22 protein-coding genes are annotated in these 24,139 nt (G+C 49.2%); 11 read left to right on the top strand and 11 right to left on the bottom strand.

Features of this window, described 5'->3' with window-relative positions; translation table 11 throughout:
• Positions 1–50: 50 nt before the first annotated feature.
• The 9 genes from ACQ5DJ_RS22660 to ACQ5DJ_RS22620 form a co-directional block, all read right to left on the bottom strand.
• A complete protein-coding gene (locus tag ACQ5DJ_RS22660; protein WP_429844424.1) occupies positions 51–1,247 on the bottom strand; it encodes a response regulator transcription factor in 1,197 nt (398 codons plus the stop codon).
• Entirely contained in the window at positions 1,219–2,955 is a 1,737-nt protein-coding gene (locus tag ACQ5DJ_RS22655) for a cache domain-containing sensor histidine kinase (protein WP_429844423.1), read from the bottom strand. Before ACQ5DJ_RS22655 ends, ACQ5DJ_RS22660 begins: the two co-directional genes overlap by 29 nt.
• Positions 2,956–3,051: 96 nt before the next feature.
• Positions 3,052–6,147 carry a beta-galactosidase subunit alpha gene (gene ebgA, locus ACQ5DJ_RS22650; RefSeq protein ID WP_429844422.1) on the bottom strand — a complete coding sequence of 1,032 codons (3,096 nt, stop codon included), beginning with the start codon at positions 6,145–6,147 and terminating at the stop codon, positions 3,052–3,054.
• A gap of 18 nt (positions 6,148–6,165) precedes the next feature.
• The gene (locus ACQ5DJ_RS22645; protein WP_429844421.1) at positions 6,166–7,164 is read right to left on the bottom strand and encodes an ROK family protein; all 999 of its coding nucleotides are present in this window, start codon (positions 7,162–7,164) and stop codon (positions 6,166–6,168) included.
• Positions 7,165–7,192: 28 nt separating this feature from the next.
• Complete coding sequence (locus ACQ5DJ_RS22640) at positions 7,193–8,137, bottom strand: 1-phosphofructokinase family hexose kinase (RefSeq protein ID WP_429844420.1); 945 nt, start codon at positions 8,135–8,137, stop codon at positions 7,193–7,195.
• Between the two features lies 1 nt (position 8,138).
• Positions 8,139–9,230, bottom strand: a complete 1,092-nt coding sequence (locus ACQ5DJ_RS22635) for a bifunctional phosphoglucose/phosphomannose isomerase (protein ID WP_429844419.1) — start codon at positions 9,228–9,230, stop codon at positions 8,139–8,141.
• Positions 9,231–9,258: 28 nt separating this feature from the next.
• Positions 9,259–10,122, bottom strand: a complete 864-nt coding sequence (gene fba / locus ACQ5DJ_RS22630) for a class II fructose-1,6-bisphosphate aldolase (RefSeq protein WP_429844418.1) — start codon at positions 10,120–10,122, stop codon at positions 9,259–9,261.
• Positions 10,123–10,156: 34 nt separating this feature from the next.
• A complete protein-coding gene (locus ACQ5DJ_RS22625) occupies positions 10,157–10,942 on the bottom strand; it encodes a DeoR/GlpR family DNA-binding transcription regulator (protein WP_429844417.1) in 786 nt (261 codons plus the stop codon).
• 185 nt (positions 10,943–11,127) lie between these two features.
• Complete coding sequence (locus tag ACQ5DJ_RS22620) at positions 11,128–12,000, bottom strand: LysR family transcriptional regulator (RefSeq protein WP_429844416.1); 873 nt, start codon at positions 11,998–12,000, stop codon at positions 11,128–11,130.
• 149 nt (positions 12,001–12,149) lie between these two features.
• Here ACQ5DJ_RS22620 and ACQ5DJ_RS22615 point away from each other — a divergent pair, with 149 nt between their 5' ends.
• The 11 genes from ACQ5DJ_RS22615 to ACQ5DJ_RS22565 all read left to right on the top strand — a co-directional run bounded on the left by ACQ5DJ_RS22615 (position 12,150) and on the right by ACQ5DJ_RS22565 (position 21,081).
• Positions 12,150–12,740 carry a DJ-1/PfpI family protein gene (locus ACQ5DJ_RS22615; protein WP_429844415.1) on the top strand — a complete coding sequence of 197 codons (591 nt, stop codon included), beginning with the start codon at positions 12,150–12,152 and terminating at the stop codon, positions 12,738–12,740.
• Positions 12,741–12,802: 62 nt separating this feature from the next.
• On the top strand, positions 12,803–12,961 hold the full coding sequence (locus ACQ5DJ_RS22610; protein ID WP_429844414.1) for a hypothetical protein: 159 nt from the start codon (positions 12,803–12,805) through the stop codon (positions 12,959–12,961).
• Between the two features lie 193 nt (positions 12,962–13,154).
• A complete protein-coding gene (locus ACQ5DJ_RS22605; protein WP_007720281.1) occupies positions 13,155–13,598 on the top strand; it encodes a MarR family winged helix-turn-helix transcriptional regulator in 444 nt (147 codons plus the stop codon).
• Positions 13,599–13,648: 50 nt separating this feature from the next.
• Positions 13,649–14,590, top strand: a complete 942-nt coding sequence (locus tag ACQ5DJ_RS22600) for a ring-cleaving dioxygenase (protein ID WP_429844413.1) — start codon at positions 13,649–13,651, stop codon at positions 14,588–14,590.
• Between the two features lie 15 nt (positions 14,591–14,605).
• Complete coding sequence (locus tag ACQ5DJ_RS22595; protein ID WP_429844412.1) at positions 14,606–15,664, top strand: LLM class flavin-dependent oxidoreductase; 1,059 nt, start codon at positions 14,606–14,608, stop codon at positions 15,662–15,664.
• A gap of 20 nt (positions 15,665–15,684) precedes the next feature.
• Positions 15,685–16,251, top strand: coding sequence for an NADPH-dependent FMN reductase (locus ACQ5DJ_RS22590; protein WP_429844411.1), 567 nt, complete (start codon positions 15,685–15,687; stop codon positions 16,249–16,251).
• A 62-nt stretch (positions 16,252–16,313) separates the two neighbouring features.
• Complete coding sequence (locus tag ACQ5DJ_RS22585) at positions 16,314–16,958, top strand: hydrolase (RefSeq protein ID WP_429844410.1); 645 nt, start codon at positions 16,314–16,316, stop codon at positions 16,956–16,958.
• Positions 16,959–17,410: 452 nt separating this feature from the next.
• Positions 17,411–18,298, top strand: coding sequence for a TIGR01777 family oxidoreductase (locus tag ACQ5DJ_RS22580; RefSeq protein ID WP_429844409.1), 888 nt, complete (start codon positions 17,411–17,413; stop codon positions 18,296–18,298).
• Entirely contained in the window at positions 18,295–19,155 is an 861-nt protein-coding gene (locus tag ACQ5DJ_RS22575; RefSeq protein WP_429844408.1) for a helix-turn-helix domain-containing protein, read from the top strand. The genes ACQ5DJ_RS22580 and ACQ5DJ_RS22575 overlap by 4 nt, the downstream gene beginning before the upstream one ends.
• Before the next feature lie 54 nt (positions 19,156–19,209).
• Positions 19,210–19,596, top strand: a complete 387-nt coding sequence (locus tag ACQ5DJ_RS22570; protein ID WP_429844407.1) for a VOC family protein — start codon at positions 19,210–19,212, stop codon at positions 19,594–19,596.
• A gap of 309 nt (positions 19,597–19,905) precedes the next feature.
• On the top strand, positions 19,906–21,081 hold the full coding sequence (locus ACQ5DJ_RS22565) for an esterase-like activity of phytase family protein (RefSeq protein WP_429844406.1): 1,176 nt from the start codon (positions 19,906–19,908) through the stop codon (positions 21,079–21,081).
• Between the two features lie 77 nt (positions 21,082–21,158).
• On the opposite strand, the gene ACQ5DJ_RS22560 is transcribed toward ACQ5DJ_RS22565, so the two are convergent.
• Positions 21,159–22,634: an RtcB family protein gene (locus ACQ5DJ_RS22560; RefSeq protein WP_429844405.1), complete on the bottom strand. Its 1,476-nt coding sequence runs from the start codon at positions 22,632–22,634 to the stop codon at positions 21,159–21,161.
• Positions 22,635–23,023: 389 nt separating this feature from the next.
• Positions 23,024–24,112, bottom strand: coding sequence for an ankyrin repeat domain-containing protein (locus ACQ5DJ_RS22555; protein WP_429844404.1), 1,089 nt, complete (start codon positions 24,110–24,112; stop codon positions 23,024–23,026).
• Between the last annotated feature and the right edge of the window lie 27 nt (positions 24,113–24,139).

Genomic DNA, 24,139 nt, shown 5'->3' with positions numbered 1-24,139 from the left:
GCTAACTGTTCGCAATAGTGCGTCAATTTGTTTCCTCTTTTTCTCTTTGGTCAGGTTTGTGCCGTGGAGTGGACGATTGTTCGACTGGACCCCTCCTTTTGTTTGAAACGGTAGTGGCTCGGGGTCATCCCTGTACATTTTTTAAACCATTTGCTAAAGTATTTCGCGTCAGGAAGACCGACTCGCTCCGCTACCTCCTGAATGGACAGAGCTGTTTCATCCAGCATCGCTCGGGCCATTTTTACCCGGCGCTTGTCGACAAACTCGCCGAAGCTCTCGCCCACTCCTTTTTTAAACATCACGCTAAAATGACTGCGGCTTAGTCCCACCTGTGAAGCTACCTCACTGACGGTCAATGGTGTATCCAGACGATCGAGTGCGTAATGAACAGCCTGCTTGATCGGTTCCTGCCACGGGTCTTGAATGACGCCGTACTTGCGCGCCCGCTCCGTGCGCTGATAGAGCATCCGTACCGTCTGAATCCACGGTTCGAGTCCAGCAAACGGGCTTGTTGTCTCCCAGCTCGTCACCTTTCCTGCCAGCTTCCATTCCACGAGCAGGGATTCTACCTGCCTACCAGTACTTGCGGGAGTCAGTAAAAAACGGATATCGCCACATGCAATCCACTCCCATTGGCTGTCCAGCTCCCGTGTAATCCATGCCCGCTCCTGCTCCTCGCAATTTGCACTGCTGCCCATCCCTTCCAAAATCCATACACGCATAGAATCGTTCATCCACGACCAGTGTGATTGCAGGAGGGAGGACAAGCTTTGCTCGAAATCCCGGCTCAAACCAGTCAACCATGCACCGAATTCCCGCTTCCATTCGTCAGGGCGTTCCCTACTTTTATCGTGTCGCGCGCTCTCGCCTGCCAGCTCAGACCGCAGCTTTTCCAACAACGTACCCCATTCCTCATCCTGAAACTCGGTCTTCAACAAATATCCGGACACCCCGAGAGAGATTCCCTGCTGAGCAAAAGCAAAATCGCGGTGACAGCTGAGCAGAAGCATCTTTGTTTGGGGAGCATGCTCCTTCACTCGCCTGCACAGCTCCAACCCATCCATTTCCGGCATGACGATGTCCGTAATCACCAACTCGGGCTGTACTTGCAGGAAAGCCTCCCAGCCTTTCCGACCATTCGGTGCATCCGCTACCACTTCCATCCCGTAGCGACTCCACGGCACCATTGCCTTCAGTCCTCTTCGCACCAGCACTTCGTCATCCACAATCATTACCTTGATGTTCATCAGGAATTTCCTCCCTTTTCGGCCATGTGATTTGAATTGTGGTTCCTTCTCCTCTGACAGATGAAATTTTCATGCCGTGCTCCATACGGAAATGAAGCTTGAACTTCTGATCGACGTTGTACACGCCAAGTCCTCGTTTGCTAGAACGCTCCAGATCAGGATCGAGAAGTTTGGCCAATCGCTCCGGCACAATTCCTGCACCGTCATCTTGCAACAGCAACGTCACAAGCCCTTCTTTTTCACTGACACTGATCCGGATCGTTCCGTGTCCGTCTTCGAATGCGTGGAAAAAGATATTTTCCAAAAGCGGCTGGAGAGTCATTCGCGGGATCAAATATCGACGGCAAGCATTTACTCCCGTCTGTTCAAATTGAAAAACAGGACCGTACCGCAGCTCTTGGATTTGCAGAAAATGCTCGACGGTTTGCAGTTCCTTTTCCAACGGGACAAGCTCCTGCGTAATGTCGAGATTGCCCTCTAGCACTTTGATAAGATGATAGAGCATATTGCCGATTTCATTGGCGCCAGATAATCTTGCCTTCCACTGGATGGAATTGAGTGTATTAAACAACAGATGCGGGTTGATCTGATAGTGAACCGCTCGCAGCTCTGCTTCCTTTTTCAACTGCTCGGTGCGACTCACCTCGGCGATTAGCGTTTGAATACGCCTCACCATTTGGTTGAAGCTCACCCCTAACCGCCCCAACTCGTCTTCCGTGTCTACCTCTGCGCGTGTCTGCAATTCGCCTGTTCCTACCAGCCGCATCGTTTCTTGAAGTCGTTTGATTTTGCCTGTAATCCGTTTGGAAAATAAATACGCCAGAAGAAGTGCCAGCACGGCCGAAAGAATCAGCGCCGCAATAAAAAAGGATTGAATCACTTCCGCAGAGCGGTTCATTTGCTCGTAAGGCAAGCGCACCTGAATCATCCAGTTGTTGGACTCCAGTGGCTTGTTCCAGACGATATCGCTCTCTTGCTGGACGAACGTACCCGCAGTCTGGTAAATCAGCTCGCCATTTTTGGCTGTAATCGTCACATACGCACTCATGTCCTCTTCCAGCTGTTCAAACAACTGAAACAGCTTGCCTGCTTTCATCTCGATCAATATCCGGCTATCCTTCAATACGCCATAACCGCTGAGAACGGGAACGACCAGACCGAGTACCTTTTCTTGATTTCGCAGCTCCGCCTCATCCTGAAATCCGACATAATGCCGTGGTGTGTAAAAACCGATCCATCGCTCCTCATCCAGCTTGGCGGGCAGCCCCTTCCACCACAATTCCCGCATCAGATCCTTTCCATTGATCACATTTTCCCCAAAAAAGTAACCGGAGGGCGTCACGATAAAAATGCCTTTTGTATCAAGGTTGCGGTGCGCCCCCAGGTATCGCTCGAAGTTTTTTTGTTCCAGGAAGCCTGTGTACGTCTTCGGCTGTTCCTCCCGCATGACGACCAATGTCGGGTCTGACACGTACGTATTGATGTCATAAGCCATGTATCTCATTTGACTCAGGTAGTTGTCGATCTGGATTTGCAGCTGCGTAGCGATATACTCGCCTGACTTGCTAAATTGCTCGCGAACGACCATCGATGATTTCCAATACGCCATACTCCCTAGCGTAATCAGCGGAATAATGGCTGCAATCAGCATAAAAGCGAGCAGCTTGGCATGAATGCTTCTGCGCGGAAAGAGCGACCATGACTTCATGTGACAGAACCACCACCGGATTTTGATTAGTTGCACTATTCAATCTTTAAGTAGATTGTACAACGTTTCGGCGATGTCTTCGAGAACAATCAGCGGTTAGTCCCACAAATTCCGCTTAGACAGCTGAACCGGAGAAATCGTATCCTTCGAAAAAGGAGTTAGCCTCATCTGGAAGGAAAACTCCTCTGGACGCAAGGCATGCTGCTCCGATTGCTTAGGTCCGCAGCTATTGCTACCCAGCCCGTTTTGGCGATAATCGAGATGCAGTGTGACATACTCTCTTTTTACGAGATCTGTCGTGTGCTTCGCTTGCTCCAGATCGTCCGTATCATAGCGAAGTGCGCTAAACTCCAAGGTCGGTTGACCCATCGCGAAAAGTCCAATGCCTCGCTGATCCGTGATCGACATCCATTTGACGTCCGTACGATTGCCATTTTCCTGCGGGAACACATATGGCGTGTACAGCTCATCCACGCTCGCGTGATACACCCCGATACGATTGGCTTCCTTGCTGTCGATGTACGCCTCTCCCGGGCCACGACCATACCACGAGACACGCTCCATGTCTTTGGCGACCAATAGCTTCAAGCCGATTCGTGGCAGCATTGCTGGCGGGGTGCCTTTGGGTGTGCCTTGAACATCTACTTGCACTTCGCCATTTCCGAACAAGGTATACGTGTAGCGGCATGCAAATCCCCAGTCGTATACAGGCGGTGCAATCCGTACATCGCAGGTAATGACCACCCGATCTTCTCGCTCCTGCTGGATGTTTACTTGCTCCACCCGATTTTGCAAACGATCCAGGTACACCTTGCGCCACTCTTCCACTACGTACATGTCATTGTCAATCGGAGCACGCCAAAACGTGAGTCGAGGTCCTGCCACCAACAGCTCTTTGCCTGCAAACACCCAACTCGTCGGCACACCGCTCACTTTGTCAAAAACGAACTGAAAATCTGTTCCTGTAAGGGTGATGTCCGTTTTCGTTTCTTTCGTATCTACTCTGCCTAGCACAGGCTGATAGGGAGCCTGTTGGGCAGCGATCACTGGCAAGGCAAATTGTGCCCACGACAGCTCATGTCCTGCCTGTATCCAGCTCTCATCTTGAGCCAGTACAAAGGAGAGCGTCAGCCAGTAGTCGGTTCGATCCTGTACCTGCGCAGGTAAGGTATATGGAACAGCTACAATGGTGCAAGTTCCTGCTACTGTATGTGGCAACGACAGTGTTCCGCTCTGCACCACTTGTCCGTCTGCTGTCACACTCCAAACCATTCTCACGTGCGCAAGCGTGCGGAAATCATAGCGGTTCGTAATAGTGACGAGCCCGCTTTCCAAATCAGTCGCTTCTACGACGATCGGCTCAATCACTTTTTTGTATTCGAGTAATCCAGGGGATGGGGTGCGATCCGGGCGAATCAGGCCGTCGATGACGAAGTTGCCATTCGTCGGGTAGTCCCCGAAGTCTCCCCCGTAGGCATAATACTCTCGCCCATCTGGTGTATATTGGCGCAAGCCGTGATCAATCCATTCCCACACAAAACCACCCTGCAAGCGTTGATATTTGTCAAACACATTGGCGTAGTCGCGCAAGCCACCGGGTCCATTTCCCATGGCATGAGCATACTCGCACATGATATGCGGCTTTTGCAGATGCTCATTTTCACCGTGCTGGATCATTTTTTCAACCGAGGAGTACATGGTGGAAAACACGTCGCATACTTCTGCTTCACGATCCTCCTCGTAATGAATGAGGCGAGTCGGGTCCGCTTGTCGGCACCAAGCAGCCATTGCCCGGAAATTGCAGCCAAAACCGGATTCGTTGCCAAGCGACCACATGATGATCGACGGATGGTTTTTGTCCCGCTCCACCATGCGCTCCATGCGCTCCACGTATGTCTGCTCCCATTCTGGATCATCGCTGAGCTGACTAATGTTGCCCGTTAACTGGAAACCATGTGTCTCCAAATCGGTTTCGTCCATGACATACAATCCGTACTGATCGCACAAATCGTAAAAACGCGGATCGTTCGGGTAATGGGCGGTACGAACGGCGTTGATGTTGAAACGCTTCATCATGAGCACATCTTCACGCATCGTTTCATACGGGACAGCACGCCCCAGATCGGGATGATGATCATGGCGATTCACACCGTTTAGGCGAATCGCTACACCGTTCACGAAGAAGTTGTTTCCTTTTACTTCGACCCGTCGGAAGCCTACGCGAATCGAGATAACTTCTGTCTTTTCGCCCGACTCCTGCTCAATCGCAAGCAGCAGGTGATACAGGTTCGGCTCCTCCGCCGACCATTTTTTCGGCTCCTGCACCGGAAGCTCCAAGGTCACGACCTTTTCTTGTCCGTCTGCCAGCTCGCCTGCTCCGGTGTCGGTCAGCGAAGCGACAAGCGTGTAGGATGGATCCAGTAGCTTTGCGGTCACGCTTACTCCGTCATAGGAAGCTGCGGAACTGTTTTCTACATGGACACGTACCCGCAGCACACCATGGCGGAATTCATCATCCAGATCAGTCACGACTGCCAGATCTCTCACATGCAGCTTCGGTCTGGCAATCAGGGAAACATCCCGGAAAATCCCGCTCAAGTACCACATATCCTGATCCTCAACATACGTACCGTCCGACCATTGGTACACTTGAACAGCCAAGCGATTACTGCCTTCCTGCAACAGCTCTGTTACATCAAACTCAGATGGCAAGCGGCTTCCTTGGCTGTAGCCGACTTCCTTCCCGTTCAACCACACATGAAAAGCGCTGTCGACCCCTTCAAACCGCAGGATCACCTGATGATTTTGCCATGCAGACGCTACGGTAAACTCTCGTAAATAGCAGCCTGTCGGGTTATCTGACGGGACATGCGGCGGATTGACCGGAAACGGATAGTACAAGTCCGTGTAATGCGGTTTTCCGTACCCTTGCAGCTGCCAATGCCCCGGCACCTGAATCCGTGCCCACTCCGTCGCATCATAATCGGCGGCAAAAAAGTTTTCCGGTACACGCAGTGGTGACTCTGCGTAAGCAAACTGCCAATGCCCATTCAACAATTGAAACCACGGTGTTGCGCCTCTTTCATATGTCAGTGCTCCCGATTCTTCCGGGTAAGACAAAAAGTAAGCCCGCGCCGCCAAACGATTTCGCTCTAGCAGCTGATGATTCGCCCAGTCATACCGTTGATGCATCGATGTACACTCCTCTTTTTACAATTTCACGGTTCCTTGCTCCCTGTTCATTGCTTGCAGGGCCAAGGCACCAGCACCGAGCATTCCTGCATCTGCACCCAGCTCGGCCAAAACGATCTTTGTCTGTTGATGAACGACTTCCATGGCGTACCGTTGTACACTCGCTTGTACCGGGGCCAACAATAGCTCCCCAGCACGACAAACGCCACCACCGATCACTACGAGCTGCGGGTTGCACACGTTCACCAGCACAGACAAAGCCCAGCCCGTTACTTCACAAGCTTCGTTCCATGCCCCGATCGCCACCGCATCACCTTGTTCCACTGCCGTAGCCACCTGCTCAGCCGTAATCCGCTCAATCTGTCCATCGCACAGAGTAAACAGAGGAGAGGCTTTTGCTTGCCGCGGATTGGCATCGAGCTCCTTGTCCAAGCGTTCACGGGCCAGTCTCGCAATACCTGTGGCAGATGCGACCGTCTCAACACAACCGAGTTTGCCGCAATTGCATGGAGCAGTAAGCCCTGGGTAACGCACATGACCAATCTCTCCCGCGAATCCGTGACTACCCCGAACGAGCTTGCCTTCGCTTACAATTCCTGCTCCCACCCCCGTACCAAGCGGCACAAAAACGAGGTGACTTACCTCCCGACCCGCACCGAATATGGCTTCTCCGAGCGCAGCTGTCCGTAAATCGTTCTCAAAAAAAAGCTGCAGCTCCACCAGCTTCGCGAGTGGTGTCCGCAAGTCTGCCTGGTGCAATTGAAAGTTGGGTGAGTGAACCGATATCCCATTTTCCGCATCAAAAGGACCAGGAAATCCGATCCCTACTGCCTCTATTTGAACGGGGGATTGATCCCGCAGTTCGTTAATCAGGGCAGCCATTCGCTCGATCAAGATGGGCAAGTTGTTATGAACTTTTGTCTCCTTGGCAGCCCGAAGGAGTATTCGCCCATTCTCGTCCATGACCGCCCCTTTCATTGTCGTACCACCGACATCGAGGCCAATTACATGGCGCATGCTACTCCTCCCTTCTGAACCAGTTATTCTACTCGACTCGCTCCACATGCATCGGTTGACTTCTCAACCTCTGCACATCATCGGGCGCGATCATGCCCGCTCCAAACGACCGTGTATTCGCGGCGCCGCATGCCATCCCCAGCCAAATCGCATCAGGCCAAGCCAAGCCTCGCAGCCTGCCGACTAGGACACCCGCAAGCATGGAATCACCGCAGCCCACTGTATTTTTCACTTCGGTATCCGCTAACGGGATCGCGGAAATACGCCACGTCTCCTTGCCATCGCCAAACCACGCGCCCTCCTCCCCTAACGAGAGAAGGACTCGCTGGGCACCGCGCTCACGCAATTCGCGTATCGCTCTGCAACGTGCATCCTCGCTATCCAGCGAAAATCCGAGAATCGCTTCCGCTTCCGGTCGATTGGGCTTGATGAGCGAGGGTGTTGCTTTCATTCCTTCCAGCAGGGCCTGGCCGCTCGTATCGAGCACGCATGCGGTTCCTTTCCCGGCGATGCCTCGGATGAGCGCAGCGTATGTTTCCGCTGGAACGCCACCTGGCAAGCTTCCGGAAAAAACCATGTACTGTGCCTGATCCGCCAGCTCGATCAAACGCGTTTGCAAGCGAATGATCTCTTCTTCACTGGGTGCAGGTCCTTGCTCAAGAACTTCTGTCACCGTTTTTTCCTGTTCGTCTAGAAAAGCGAGACATAGGCGGGATTCTCCGCTCGTTTCGATAAACGAGGACGTAATCCCCTCACGCTCGCAGCCTTCCGCGATGAACCTCCCGTTGTGACCAGCGACAAAACCGCTTGCGACTACATCCTGCCCCAATGCTTTCGCTACACGCGCTACATTTAGCCCTTTTCCGCCGGGTAAGCTCAGTACATCAGCCGTGCGGTGCAGCTCTCCAGAACGAAAATGCGAGAGACGATACGTCTTATCGATGGCCGCGTTTAGTGTTACCGTTACGAGCATGCTATCTCACCTGCACAGTAACGAGCGGCTGCCCCATTTTTTGTTTGAACAAATTGATCACTTCTACAGGGGTTGGATCGACGCCGCGAATCAGAGCAGCGTACAGCGACACGAAGTCAGCCAAGTACACGATAGAAAACAAACGAGCCATTCGGGACACGCCGTGGGAATGAACCACCCTTACCCCACCAGCGCGCTCACGCAAAATGTCAGCGCTGATCTCTACACGTTGGGTCGTCTTCTCGCTGTCCTCCTGATCGCGGATGAGTGTAAAATGAACGCCCTTTAGCAGTGCAGAAGGCGAATCCCACCCCACAGCTTCGTCGTGGTGAAGGCTCGGAATGGCGTTCCAAAATGCCATCAGCTTGCTGTTTTCCCCGAGCTGATTTTTCCAACGCCATGCAGGAGCATCGAAAAACGGTAGCGTTCCGTACACGACAGGTATCAGTCCATCCATCTCGATGGCGATTTGTTTGGCTTCATTTTTCTCGATCGGAGAGTCCGTTCCGTAGATGTGCTTCCACTTTTCGAACAGGGCAATCGTTTCCTCGACCTCCGCACGCTTGTCGGAAATCAGCCCGAGCTTCGTCAAGATGGCGAGAATCGGCAAGAAAATGTAGCCGAGTACGATCCGCGGCATCATTCCGCCAGGCACAATCAAGCACGCATGATTGTGTTCACGCGCCAGCTCCAATACTTTTCCGCCCGCCGTAATGACAGCGATCTGTGCTCCTTTATCGATGGCCGCTTCGTAGCCGCTGACGACCTCTTCTGTATTTCCAGAGTGGCTAACGACGATGACGAGCGTCTTCGCATCTACAAACGCCGGGATGGTGTAGCCTTGATTTAACTGAAGCGGCACTTGCAGCTCGTCAAACAAATACGACTTGATCAAATTGACGCTCGCTGCTGAACCGCCACCAGTGCCAAGCACCACAATATTTTCAATTTTAACAGAAATATTCGACAAATCTAAAGAATCGGATAATTGTAAACCTGTTTTAAACTGCTCATCATAGCTTTCCGTATCTTGCAGTGCCCGAATCGTATCCAGTTCACGCAGTGCTTTTGTATCATCGAGATTCATACGCATGTAAAATCGTCCCTCTCCCATTTTTTGATTAGCGTCCACTAGCTTTCCCGATACAACCGCACATCTCCATCTTGGCGAGAGCCACTTCTTTGACCGCCTGCTTGGCCTGCTTCATATAGGTGCGTGGGTCATTTTCCTGCGGGTTGTTGTCAAATACGCCCTTGATCGCTTGTGAAAACGCGATACGCAGCTCTGTTGCTACGTTCATTTTTGCCATGCCGAGCTGAACCGCCCGCTTCACCTGCTCCTCGGGAATTCCTGAGCCGCCGTGCAATACAAGCGGGACAGAGACACGACGGGCAATCTCTTCGATGCGAGCAAAATCAATACGCGGCTCCCCCTTGTATATCCCGTGCGCCGTACCAATAGCCGGAGCCAACGTATCCACGCCAGTCAACTCGATAAATCTCTCGCACTCAATCGGATCAGCCAATGCAGCATCTGCATCGTCGACGACGAGATCGTCCTCCACGCCCCCGACCTTACCGAGCTCTGCCTCCACATTGACACCGCGCTCCCTAGCCAGTTCCACCACACGTCGCGTCATCGACGCATTTTCTGCAAAAGGATGCATCGACGCATCGATCATGACCGATGTATAACCCGCCTCAATACATCGCATGATCAGCTCCTCTTCATGACAATGATCCAAATGCAGGGCAATCGGCACCCGGGCCTCTTCAGAGGCTACCCGGGCGATTGCTGCTACGTACTCCGGTCCGAGATGACGGACCGTTCCGACTGTAGTCTGTAAAATGAGCGGTGCGTTTGCTTCGCAAGCCGCCTCCACTACTGCTTGGAGCATTTCCATCGTGTGTACGTTGAATGCCCCCACACAATATCCTTGCTCTCTTGCTGTGCGCAGCATCTGTGTCGATGATACCAACGCCATATCGATCGCCCCATTTCCTTTTTGATCTGGTAGTTTACCTGGTCACGCCCTGCAAGCTCGAGCTCGCTAGCTCCAGGTTGATGCCCAGCTCCGCATACTTACTAACAAGATGCTGCGCCGCCGCATCCGTAATAATCCGATCGACATCGGACACCCCGGCGAACTTCGCCAAATGCGTCTCTCCGAACTTGCTGTGGTCCGCCAGCACATAGACTTTTCTGGCGCGTTCTATCATGACTTGGTTGATTTGCGCTTCTGCCAGATTGAGCGTCGTCAGCCCATTTTCCGGATGAACCCCATCTGCCCCGATAAAGCATTTGAAGACAGAAAGACCTCGCAGATTGTCCGCTGCGACAGAACCAACGAGCGCAAAGGATTTGTGGCGCATCTCTCCACCGATCAAAATGACGTGATGCTTACCTTGACTGTTCAGCTCCATGGCGATGTTGACCGCATTCGTCACGACCGTCAGATCATTCAAGCCGCGCAGCAGCTTGGCGAGCTCCATCATCGTTGTCCCTGCCCCGAGAATAACCGTGTCCCCCGGTTGGATGTGCGACAGCGCCTGATGAGCAATCGCTTGTTTCTCTTGGCTTCTCTCTTCCAGCTTTTCCGTGAAACTGCGCTCCAATGGCAAGAAATTCGTAATCGTCGCGCCCCCGTGAATGCGCGTCAAGAGACCATCGTTTTCGAGCTTAATCAAATCTTTTCGGATTGTTACTTCAGACACATCCAGCGCCAGACTCAATTGGCTGACGGTTACGCTCTGTTCTGCTTTCAATTGTTCGAGGATCTTGCTGTGCCGTTCGGCTGCCAGCATATGACTTCACTTCCTTACGATCATAAATAATATTGTTTCGTTTTGTTTTTGATTCCCTTTCGTTTACTTTCATTTCGATCTTAGCATTGCAGAAAAACGAATGTCAAACAAAGTTATGTAATTTTCCGAAAATAAAAACCAGCCTGCTCTGGTTCTAGACCAAAACAGACTGGTTGGTTGCCTCTTTACCCGATATCCCGACTTTCCAGCATGAAATCAATAAACTTCTTATGCGCCCGTGAAAGCCACTTGTTTTTATGGTAGGCAATTTGCGCATAGAACAGCAGCTCTTCTTCGCACGCTATCATTTTCACCTTTTTCTCCTTCAACAAGGCTTCGACGCTAATATAGGGCATTAAGCTCACGCCTAGCCCGTTCGCCACACTCTGCTTGATCGCTTCCATACTGGAGAATTCCAGGTGGTGCTTCGGCTTGATCTCCCTTTTTTCCAAGAATCGTTGGAAAAACCGCCGCAGAGCACAATCCTCTCCACTGAAAATCATGCATTCCTCGCCAACATCCTCTATTTTTTCAAACGAATGATCACGCCCCCCGATAAAAACCAGCCGTTCGGTAGAGAACTGCTCCACGACCAGATTCGGATCATCGAGCCTTGGCTCCAGCGTGATCACGATATCCAATAGACCTTCATGCAGCTTTTCCCGCAAGCGAATGCAGTCGTCCATCACGAATGAAATATTTACGCCCGGGTAGCTCGCTCTGTACTTGGACAAAATGTCACCCAGCCGATAGATCGTAAGCGTCTCCGAGGCTCCGATGCGCAGCTCGCCTTGCAGTGATTGCTCATTCACCGATATATCCTTGATCTTCGCATACGAAACCAGCAGCTCCTCGACATACGTGTACAGCTCGCGGCCATAGGCGGTCAACTGAATTTTCTTTCCCAGTCGATCAAACAGTGGGACACCCATTCCTTCTTCCAGCTGCTGAATATGGGATGTTATCGTCGCCTGTGAATATTGCAGAGCTTGCGCAGCCTTCGTAAAGCTGTTGAAATCCACGACTGCCTTAAAGGTTTGAAACTGACGAATCTCCATGCCCGCTCCCCCTTGCCCGCATTTTTATTATTAGAAACTCTGAAGATCATCTTCAGAACTTTCATTTTTACTAATAACTAATGATAGCATATGATTCTTGGTAAGTACCGGTACGGCTTGAACGATTCGATCACAGGAGCTGATTTTCGATGAAAAAAGTGTGCTTGTTATTACCGAATGGTTTTGAAGCAGTAGAGGCCAGCGTATTTACAGATGTAATCGGCTGGAACAAGGAAGAGGGCGACGGAACAACGGAGCTGGTAACAGTGGGGACGCGCAAAGAGTTGAAATGCACGTGGAATTTTACCGTAATCCCCGAAATGGTGATAGACGATGCGGATGTAAATGACTTCGATGCACTGGCGCTGCCTGGCGGTTTTGAGCAGGCGGGGTTTTATGAAGATGCCTATCGCGAGGACGTCCTTGCCTTCATTCGCGAATTTGAAAAGCAAGGCAAAGTGATCGCCTCCATCTGTGTCGGCGCACTGCCCCTCGGGAAAAGCGGGATTTTGCAAGGACGAAAAGCAACGACCTACAACCTGAACAACCAGTTGCGACAAAAGCAACTAGCTGCGATGGGTGCCAATGTCATCCCTGACCAATCCATCGTCATCGACAACAATATTATCACCTCGTACAACCCTTCGACCGCTTTTGATGTGGCATTCACCTTGCTGGAGTCGCTGACATCCCGCGAAAACACCGACCATGTGAAACGCTTGATGGGGTTTCTTGTATAACCGAGCGTGAGAATAAGAACGCTTTATCCATCACACCCTACTGGCAAAAGGAGTGGTGAATCATGGAGAAAAAGCGAGGTTCTGCCGAGCACGAGCCTACAGTAGCGCCAAGCATGTACGGTCATGATCCTTTGGAAGAAAAGGCGACGGAAGAAGAAGTGGAAAAAGGGGATTACACAAAGGTAACGCGGCTGTTCCTCGATCGAACGCCGGAAGAGTAAAGACGGGATTTCTCCCGTCTTTTTTTGCTGACTCACCTCACAGTGTAAGGGTGGGGGCTTTATCGATAACTCGACCTTAGAATAGCAACTATACCCCCAATCAAAAGTACAGGAGGCAAATGGATAACAGCTTGCTTTTTTATCAATTGAGTAGTAAAGTGATAATAAGCTCAGCGAAGGGAGGCAAACTAACATGCGTAATAACACCATAGGCTCATTAATCTGGTTACGCTTGATGCGGTTTACCACCCAAAGCAACCAGCTGTCAAATGAGTTCCTCAAACGCTTTGATTTAACAACAGCTCAATTCGATGTCCTGATGCAAATTAGCGTCTACCAGCCTCTCACCCAGTCGGAGTTAGCTGAGAAGGTAACCGTTACACAAGGTGGTATTTCTCGGATGCTCGTAAGACTTGAAAAAGAGGGCTACATTGTACGCAAGCAGGATTGGAAAACGAAAACGATCAGCCTAACCGAAAAAGGGGAGGCCGTTCTGGAACAAGCCTTTCCGGAACAACTAGCGTTTCAGTCGTCATTCTTCGATGAGGTACTGAGTGAAGAAGAACAAAAAACGCTTTACACCCTAATGACTCGCATTCATAAGAATAGCCAAAAAAAAGAATTACCGCCTGTGTAATTTTTTTTACACCATCACTTGATTAGTCAAGTTAAATAAGGAGGACTACCATGTACACGATTCCAGGCCATCACCATGTATCTATGTTAACCAAACACGCTCCATCGAATAATCACTTTTATCAAAACGTATTGGGACTGCGCAGAGTGAAAAAAACCGTCAACCAAGACGATCCGTCGATGTATCACCTGTTTTACGGAGATTTGACAGGTAGTGCCGGAACAGAGTTGTCCTTTTTTGAAATGCCGATGGTAGGAAAAACGGTACGCGGCACGAACGCCATCACTCGAATCGGACTGCTCGTTCCGTCACTGGAGAGCTTGACCCTTTGGAAAAAACGTTTTGAACAACTGAATGTTCACCATAGCGACATTACCAAGTACGCTGGCCGCGATGCCTTACATTTTGAAGACCCGGAAGGCCTGCGAATGATCCTGATCAATAACAACGGCGAAGCAGTTCCAACGAATTGGGCTCCATGGGACGAATCCGTGGTCGAAGAAAAGCATCGCATCTTGGGAATCGGCACGGTTGAGATTACCGTCCGCTTCTTGGACAAATTAGCCGGCCTGTTAACAGACACATTCGGTTACAGCGAAGTATCACGCTCAGAACAAGAAGCCATTTATCAATCCATCCCTGGGAAATCCTTCGGAGAAATTGTCATTAAACAGGAAGAAGGAACCCCCGAAAAGCCGGGGCGAGGAAGTGTTCATCACTTGGCAATTCGCGTGAACAGCGATGAGGAGCTGCAATACTGGGATGACGCCGTTCGAAAACGCGGCTTCCGTTCAACAGGCGTGATCGATCGATTCTACTTCAAGAGCTTGTATTTCCGTGAATCAAACGGCATTTTGTTCGAAATCGCAACAGACGGTCCTGGCTTCACAGCAGATTCAACCGTCGAGGAGCTCGGAAAAGCATTGGACTTACCTCCATTCCTCGAAGAACGCCGTGCAGAAATTGAAGCGAAATTGACACCTATTGACTAAAAGGAGTGAATCAACATGGAACAATATCGTATCGACACCAAGAAGGGACTTGAATTCGGCTTATATTCGATTGGAGACCATGTTCCGAATCCACACATCGGCTCCAAAATTTCTTCTGAACAGCGCATCAAGGAATTAATCGAAGCAAGCAAGCTGGCAGATGAAGCAGGACTTGATGTATTCGCGGTCGGCGAAAGCCACCAAACGCATTTTACGACGCAGGCGCATACCGTCATTCTGGGTGCGATCGCACAAGCTACGAAAAACATTAAAATAGCCAGCTCCGCCACTGTATTGAGCACATCTGATCCGGTCCGCGTGTACGAGGATTTCGCTACCTTGGATCTGATCTCCAATGGTCGGGCAGAAATTGTTGCCGGACGTGGTTCCCGAGTAGGAGCATATAGCCTCCTCGGCTACGATGTGCGCGACTATGAGGAATTGTTTGAAGAAAAAATGGACCTTCTTCTCAAGCTAAATAACGAGGATCGCATTACGTGGGAAGGGCAATTCCGTGCACCGCTACAAAATGCTACGATCTTGCCGCAGCCTTTACAAGGACGTCTTCCGATCTGGCGTGCAGTAGGGGGACCACCTGCAAGCGCAATTAAAGCCGGTCAAGCTGGCGTGCCTATGATGCTGACCACACTCGGAGGTCCTGCCATCAACTTCAAAGGTTCCGTCAATGCTTACCGGGAGGCTGCGAAGCAAAATGGTTTTGACCCAGCGACCTTGCCAGTAGCAACAACGAGTTTGTTTTATACAGCCGACAAAACTTCGGATGCGCTTCGCGAGTTCTATCCGCATCTAAATGGTGGGTTTATCGCATTGCGTGGCGGTGGTTATCCGAAGCAACAGTTTGCACAGTCTGTCGATTATCGTGATGCGTTAATGATTGGAAGCCCTGACGTCATCATCGAAAAAATGCTTTATCAATACGAAATGTACGGACAACAACGCTTCATGGCGCAAATTGACTTTGGCGGCGTGCCTTTCGATAAAATTGCGAAAAACATTGAACTGATCGCAACGAAAATCTTGCCAGAAGTGAAGAAGCATACAACCAAATCCTAACAATAAAAGGAGTGGCACCTATGAAAATCGTCGGAATTGCAGGCTCTAACGTAGGCTCGAAAACAAGAACAGCGATGGATTTGACACTCAAAAAAGCACGGGAAAAATACCCGGATGCAGAAATTACGCTGCTTGACCTGGCCGAGTACAATCTCGTCTTCAGTGACGGCCGGAATTACACGGATTACGAAGGCGACACCAAGTTCGTAACCGAAACTATCATGGGAGCCGACGCGCTTATCATTGGAACACCCACATTCCAAGCATCCATCCCAGCCACATTGAAGAACATTTTTGACCTGTTGCCCGTCAACGCATTCCGGGATAAAGTGGTCAGCGTATTGGTCACGGCAGGCACATCCAAGCACTATCTCATGGCAGAACAACAGTTGAAGCCGATCCTCTCTTATATGAAGGCACATATCGTACCCACTTATGTCTTTATCGAAGAGAAGGACTTCAATCGCAAAGAAATCATCAATGATGATATTCACTTCCGTCTGGAGCGTCTCGTCGAGGATACGGTACTACTCGTCGATGCCTATACACGGATTCGGGAGCAAAAAGATGCGGAGTACGATTTTTAATCGAATTGAATTTATCTCAAATTAAAGAAATTCAACACAAAGACATTTAGGAGGAATTATCCATGACAACGAAAAATCACAATGTAATTAATGTAAACGATGCGGCTCTTTTGTTGATCGACCACCAAAGCGGTTTGTTCCAAACAGTAGGGGATATGGATGTACCAACACTCCGCCGAAACGTAATTGCTCTTGCAAAAGTGGCAAAGCTGCTGAATATCCCGACACTCACAACGGACTCTGTGCCAACTGGCCCGAATGGACCATTGATTCCAGAAATCGCCGAAATCCTGCCAAATAACGTGTATGTACCGCGTAACGGTGAGATCAATACTTGGGATAACCCTAATTTTGTAAAAGCGGTTGAAGCCACTGGCAAGAAGACCCTGATAATTGCAGGCACACTCACCAGCGTTTGCATGGCGTTCCCTACCTTGTCTGCACTGGCAGAAGGCTACAAAGTCTTTACAGTGATTGACGCATCGGGTAACTGGAGCAAAATGGCGACAGATATTACACTGGCTCGCGTCGTGCAAGCAGGAGCCGTTCCTATTGATACACTCGCTGTCATGTCTGAATTGCAAAAAACGTGGAACCGCCCAGATGCCCAAGCGTTCGCAGAAATTTATGCGGAAGTAATGCCAAACTACGGTCTGCTCATCGAAAGCTTCCAAAGAGCGTTTAAAGAAGGCCAGGCAACTAAGTAAAAGCCTATGAAAGAAAAGCTCTCCCCATTTTGGGTGCAGAGCTTTTTTACTTTCGTGCACCCATTGCTCCATACTCAACGTTACTCGCTCACGATTCGATGCTTCCCAATGCCGTCCCAGCTCATTTTTGTACATCGAGAAGTACATCATCATCATTTCTTCTGTCAGATCACGCTGAATATTACCTTCTTGCTTTCCAAGCGCGACAAACTTCCTAAAAAAACGCCTGATTTTTTGCTCATATTCGCTTTCTATTCGTTGCAGCAAACCACTTAGTTCAAAAAAGGGGGGCTCCTGTTAATCGGTAGGCTAATTCCTTTAGTATTTCAACTGTCTGGAAAAACGCTGATGCTCCTTAATTGTTATATGCGCATTACACGTTCTGCCGCCACTTCGCATTATGTTACAATTATTGTAAGAAATACGCATACCGAAGGAAGCGAGTTGATCTTATGAAAAAGAAAGTCATCCTAGCCGGCGGTACTGGCTTTATCGGCAAGTATCTGGCAGACAAATTCAATCAACTTGGCTACGAAGTAATGATCATCGCAAGAACTTCCTCTCATATAGAGTGGGATAATCATGCAAAGATCGTGGAAGCTTTGGAAGATTCCGAGCTGCTCATCAATCTGGCGGGCAAATCCGTCAACTGTCGTTACCATGATAAGAACAAAGAAGAAATCTTGAAATCTCGGACAGAGACCACTCACATACTCGGCAATGCTGTTTTGGCTTGCAAAAACCCGCCTTTGCTCTGGCTCAATTCCAGCACAGCCACCATCTATAGGCATGCGGAGGATCGCCCCATGACAGAAACAAGTGGGGAGATCGGAACTGGCTTTTCCGTTGATGTCGCCAAGGAATGGGAATCTGCCTTCTTTTCCTTTGATTTGCCGCATACGAGACAAGTAGCCTTACGCATGGCGATCGTGTTGGGAGAAAACGGTGGTGTGATCGATCCATATAAAAATCTCGTTCGCTTTGGACTCGGGGGTGTACAAGGGTCTGGCAATCAGCGTTTTAGCTGGATTCATGTCGAAGATATCTTCCAGATCATTCTCTTTTTGAAAGAGCGAACTGACTTAAGCGGCGTATTCAATTGTTCTTCTCCACATCCCGTCACAAATCGTGAGTTCATGCAGCATTTTCGAAACGTCATGAATCGAAGCTTCGGACTACCTTCTCCCAAATGGATGCTGGAAATGGGAGCGATCATGATCGGAACAGAAACAGAGCTGGTGCTGAAAAGTCGCTGGGTCATTCCAGAAAGGCTTGAGCGTGAAGGGTACGCGTTTCGCTTTGCCCATATCGCTAAGACGTTGCAGGATATCTTGAAATGACCGACAAACCTTCCACGAACTATGTTCTCCACGCAAAAAGCAAGCAATTTTACTGGGAAGGGGACGGGCAGCTTTCCATTAAAACATTTCGTAATGGAAGGGCACATTACAAGACGAATAAAGGCTTTTTTGCTGTGGAAGAGGGCAGGTATCTCTTGCTAAACGAAGGGGAGTATACCATTTCTATCGAGGAAGATGAGGAAGTGGAATCGTTTTGCATTTTCTTCAAGCATGGTTTTGGCGAGGAGATTTTACGTACACTCTTGGATGCAACGGACCGCCTTCTCAGTGATCCTTATAAGGAAGCGGCTTCGGTCGGTTTCTTTGAAAAAACCTACCATACGAGCCATTTACTCGCTTCCCAGTTAACGACTTTGAAAGATGGTCTCACTTTCCTTGAGCGGGACTCCATCGGTTATGAAGAACAATTTCACCAGATTATGCGGACCATATTGCTCAGACACATCGATGTAAGAAAAGAAATAGACGCTTTACACGCGCTTCGGCAATCGACGCGCGAAGAGCTATATCGAAGAATCAGTACCGCCCACGATTATATACGGGCTTTTTATGATCAACCAATTAGGCTCGATGAGATCGCACAGATTGCTTGTCTATCTCCCAACCATTTATTGCGAGCGTACGCCCAAGTGTATGGAAAAACGCCCCACCAGCATATTTCGGAATACCGGATACAACGTGCCAAGCAGCTGTTAGCTAAGCTGGACTTTAGTATGACAGACATTGCCTTTGAGCTTGGATTCAGTAGCCCCGTTTCCTTTAGCAAAATGTTTAAACAGCATGTCGGCATTTCTCCTCTGTCATTCAGAAAAAAAGTGATTTTGGATAAGAAATAATCATCGGATTCGTTTATGCTGATAAGGAAACGCGAACAAAAGGGGGACTTTATCATGCAAACGAACCTGATTCAAAAAGTAGGGCAAATCGGCATCCCTGTCAAAAACCTGGAAAAAGCCGTCCATTTTTACAAAGAGCAGCTCGGGCTCCCTCTTTTGTTTCAGACAGGCAATATGGCGTTCTTTGAATGTAACGGACTTCGCCTCATGCTGAGCCTACCGGAAAAAGAGCAATTTGCACACGCCAGCTCCGTCCTTTACTTTCAAGTGGAGGACATTCAAACCGCTTTTGAAGATTTTAAAAAAAGGGACGTCACGTTTATCGACGAGCCACATCTCGTAGCCAAAATGGGGCAAACAGAAACGTGGATGACCTTCTTCAAAGACACCGAAGAGAATACACATGCCTTCGTGAGTGAAGTACAAGGAGAGACCGTTTAAGTTTGAACGGTCTCTTTTTTTATTTTCCCAAAAAACCCGCGACCTTTTTCCCGTTTCTTACGACTAATAGGTGAGCAGTATATTTCGGGGTTTAGGGGAGCCTTTTTGCATGATATAGAGCAACAGATATTGTCCATCCATAAGCAGTACCATTTGGATATTTATCAGTTTCGCAGCATGAATTAATGAATGCGATCAATTCCACTGTACATTCCCTTACACTTCCTTAACATGGAAAGAGTCATTTCTCAATATAAGCATGATAGGATCGTACATGAAACAAGCAGCAGCTTTAAAAGGAGACTTCGTATGAAAAAATTGATGTATACACTAACAGCGTCACTCGTACTTTCGACCCTTTTCGGTTACGCTCAAACTCATGCTTCCGGCATGAATTCAGCTAGTGTCCATAATGATAAAGCACGTTCTGTCGGCAGCCTTTCTTTTATAGGAGAACAAACCATTCCATTTGGCCAGCAGTTTGAAGGAACGACTGTTGGTGGCCTTTCAGGTATTCATTATGATCCCAAGCAAGGACAATGGCTCATCATCAGTGATGATAAGTCTGAGAAAGGACCAGCGAGATTCTACCAGGCAAAGCTAGCCTACGACCATAAGCAATTTCAATCGGTTCAGCTATCAGGGGTAACAATATTAAAGCAACCGGATGGAAGCCCTTATCCAAATCAAAAGCAATTCGCTACGCAAGGGGGAGAAATCCCGGATTTAGAGGACATTGCCGTAGACCCGAGAGACGGAAGCATCTGGTATACCACGGAAGGCAGCCGACCACATGGCATGAATCCATCTGTTAAGCATGCGGCTAGAGATGGGAAGTACCTGTCCTCTTTCCCAGCTTCCAACCTATTCACAATGTCACCTAAAATCGAAATCGGACCTCGCCAAAACCAAACCTTTGAAGGACTGAGCTTTTCTCCGGACGGCTCCTCGCTTTGGGTTGCCATGGAAAACGCTGTCTATCAAGATGGGGGACTCCCTACGGTAAACGCTGGATCGCTCTCGCGTATAACGCAATATGATCGCAATGGAAATAGGAGAGCTCAATATGCCTATCCGGTTGATGCCATCCCCGCAAAGCCGGGTCCCGGTAAGTATGCGGACAATGGCGTAACCAGTATTCTCGCTATCAATGATCATCAACTCTTGCTGACAGAACGTGCAGGTGTTGAAGGAGCAGATGGAACCTTCACCTTCCATGTTCGTGTGTATGAGATTGATACCACTGGTGCTACTGACATTGCCAATCTAGATTTATTGCTCGGAAAGAATATCACTCCGGTAAAAAAGCGTCTGGTCCTGAATTTATCCGAAGCAGGTCTACGCCATATCGATAACATCGAAGGTATCACCTGGGGACCCAAGCTTCCGAACGGACATGACAGTCTCGTTCTGGTTTCAGATGACAACTTCGCCAACACACAAACCACTCAGTTTCTTGCTTTCGAAGTACTGCCTAAGAAGTGAGTAAAGAGCTATAGGAAAAGGGGCTTCCCCGAAAAAGTCATGAAAATGACGGAGGGAAAGCCCCTGCTTCTATTTCCTTATCCTTTCACTGTAGCAATCGGCGCCACCTCAGCCACAATCTCAGCCATCCCATGATCAACATGCGACTGAATCACCGGAGTAATATCTTTATAGGCAAACGGCGCCTCTTTTTTCAGCTCTTCTTCCCATTTCTTCAAAATATCGCTCCGTCCGCGTAAGTCCGCCCGCTTCGGGTCAATTGGATTGATCACACGGAAGTTGGCAAGAAACTCGCGAAACCTGTCATCATCCACTTTCACAGCATCGCCGCGAGAAAGTGCACGACCTGCGCCATGACTTGCGCTATACAAGCTATCCCGATTGCCGAGTCCCGCCAAAATAAAGCTGTGCGAGCCCATGGAACCGGGAATAAACACAGGTTCGCCCGTATACTGAAACGGCGTGCCCATCATTTGTTCGGCCGATTTCGCCGTACACGACCCTTTTCGATGCAAAAATCCGCCCACCTGCTCCAGCTGCTCTTCCCACAAATAATTATGAGGCGCATCGTACAACAGCCTGTGTTCAAAATCGCCCAACACATCGGAAATCGATTTGTACATCATCAGGCCCAGCATCAATCGATTGGCAAATGCAAAGTTCGCCGCATTGTGCAAGAGACTCCAAAACATTTTCCACTGCGGCAGGAAACGCTCCGAAAGAGGCAGTGGATACATGCCGTTATCTGGATGCTTCAAGGAAGTCGGGTACATTTTTTTCAGCATCTCTTTGATCCATGCCCCGCTGTTATATCCAATAGAAACGGAGCCCGTATGAATCATGAGGACGACTTGCCCTTCCTTCAGCCCCCACTGACTGGCGATAGCCCCCTGATGTACTTTTTTGACCACCTGAATCTCAAAAAAATGATTCCCGCCGCCAAGTGAGCCGATTTGTGCATCCCGGGAAAGCTCGGCAGGACCGAGAAAGTCATCGAGACCAATCGTCGATTCTGCGATAAACGACCCCATTTTATTAACATGGCTCAAATCGAGCTCCTGCTGCTTCTCGTTGTAGTAACGCCAAATTCCCTCGCCATTCGCTTCCTTGTGGCTGTCCAGTATGCCGATCAGACCTTCCTTGAACATTTTCTCGCGCATCTGCCTCGTCATGGGAATATTGCGACCCCCTTCGAAAAAAACATGGCGCACATTCCGTTCAATGGCATCCAGATTTGTGCGAATCTGCTCCTCGCACAAATCCGTGACATACAGACGCATCCCGCAGTTAATATCGTTGCCAATCGCTTGCGGCAGCACAAACCCGCGTGTAAACAGCGTCGTGCCTACAGGAATGCCGCTCCCTTTGTGAAAATCGGGTGTAATGGCTACTTCCAAAACCCCACTATTGGGATCGTCAAAATAATCGGGTGAATGCTTTTGCAGCGTCGCAATCGTTTCATTCACCTCTAAAAGTCGATGAAGCTCCTCTACCGCATTGTTTTCCACTTTTACTTCTGGATTGATGAAATATTTAATCGGCGTGTTGCTCAATAGAAGACCACCTTTATTTGTTTGTTTTATAGGAACGTACGTTCTTTGTTTTCCAATAGAAAAAGCTGCTTTCATGCTCATTTCTTCATTCCTGGATGAAAAAATGCGGCACGGAATCGCAGCCTTTACGCTTAGAGCTGTTGTGTTATCACAAGGGCGTTATCCGCAATCTATGGGAAACGGAATTGGCTCACCCTTAAACAACGCGATTGCGTAAAAGGCATACCTATGGAGTTGGATTTTATCGCTGCATGGTTTTGTTTCATGCTTAGTTACGTATGCGAACATGTTTCAATCCTCCTCCTTTCGTTTCTTGCTCACGATCTTACCATTGGATAATTTTTACTGTCAAGCCCTCGAATTATCGAGGGCCCGTGTGATCTTTCCCTTTACATCGAGTCTAATTCGCCTTCCATAAACTTGATCAGATATACTTCCGGCTGCGCGTGGAACTCCGCAAAACTGCACAAATCCGCATACTCCTTATGCTCCTCATCATAGCAGCCTATGCTACCTTTTTTCTTCGGATTCCAAACAATATGCAGATGGGAGTAGTTGTCGATTTCGGCAGACAAACGCAGCAGCTTTTGCCGACCGATTTTCATCTCAATGGCATCAGTCAATGCGAAAAAGTCGATGTACCGGATGTCATACTCATTTTCCGTCAGCTCAAGACGCAGCTCTTCTCCGGTAAGGAAGCCAATCAGTTCTTCGGTCAGTTTATATTTTTGCAGCTCGTACTTCCTGTTCTCCACATCATGCAGCTCGGCAGGTTCCAGCGATTTCAAATACGCAGCTAACACCGCATCTTTATTGCTGACCGCGATGGTATAAGGTCGCTCTCCACCCTTTTCCGCTACCATAACGTCTGCACCGCGTTCAACCAAATACTTGACCATGGCGACATTCCCCAAGCGCGTGGCAACTGTTAATGGGGTCGCTTGATACGGATACACCATATCCGGTTTGTTGTAATTGATGTCCACCCCATGATCGAGCAAGTAGGCCGTGGTCGTAAGGTCATGATCTGACACGGCTTCACGCAATACATCGCCGCCATGCAGTCTTATATCCAGTCCCAGCTCTTGAATGAGCGGGATGTTCTTTTTGTTGCCAAAGTAAGCCTGCGAATAAGCGCCTGAGCGCACCTGATTGAACATATCCAGCTTGGCGCCTTGCGCTGCAACATAACGCACGATCTCTTCTTTGCAATAGCGTACTGCCTTCAAAAAAGCTGGATTATTTTTCACATTTAAATTGACGCCGTGCTCTACCAACAGCTTAACAACTTCTAGCTTCTCCGATATAAGTGCCAGATCCAACGGGCTTATCGTCGTATATTTACTAAGCACGATGCCCTTTTCTATATCCCAGCCTGCCGCAATAGCATTTTGCAAAGCCGGAACATTTTCTTGATAAATATGCATCGCGATTTCTGGCAGCTCTTCGAACCTCCCGATATCTTTCAACTTGATCATCGATTACCCTCTCCTAGCCTATGTCTT

Origin of the sequence: Brevibacillus sp. FIR094 (assembly GCF_050477165.1) — a bacterium.
Taxonomy (GTDB): domain Bacteria; phylum Bacillota; class Bacilli; order Brevibacillales; family Brevibacillaceae; genus Brevibacillus.
The sequence above is the reverse complement of the archived record's forward strand: the minus strand, read 5'-3'. Positions and strand labels throughout refer to the sequence as shown.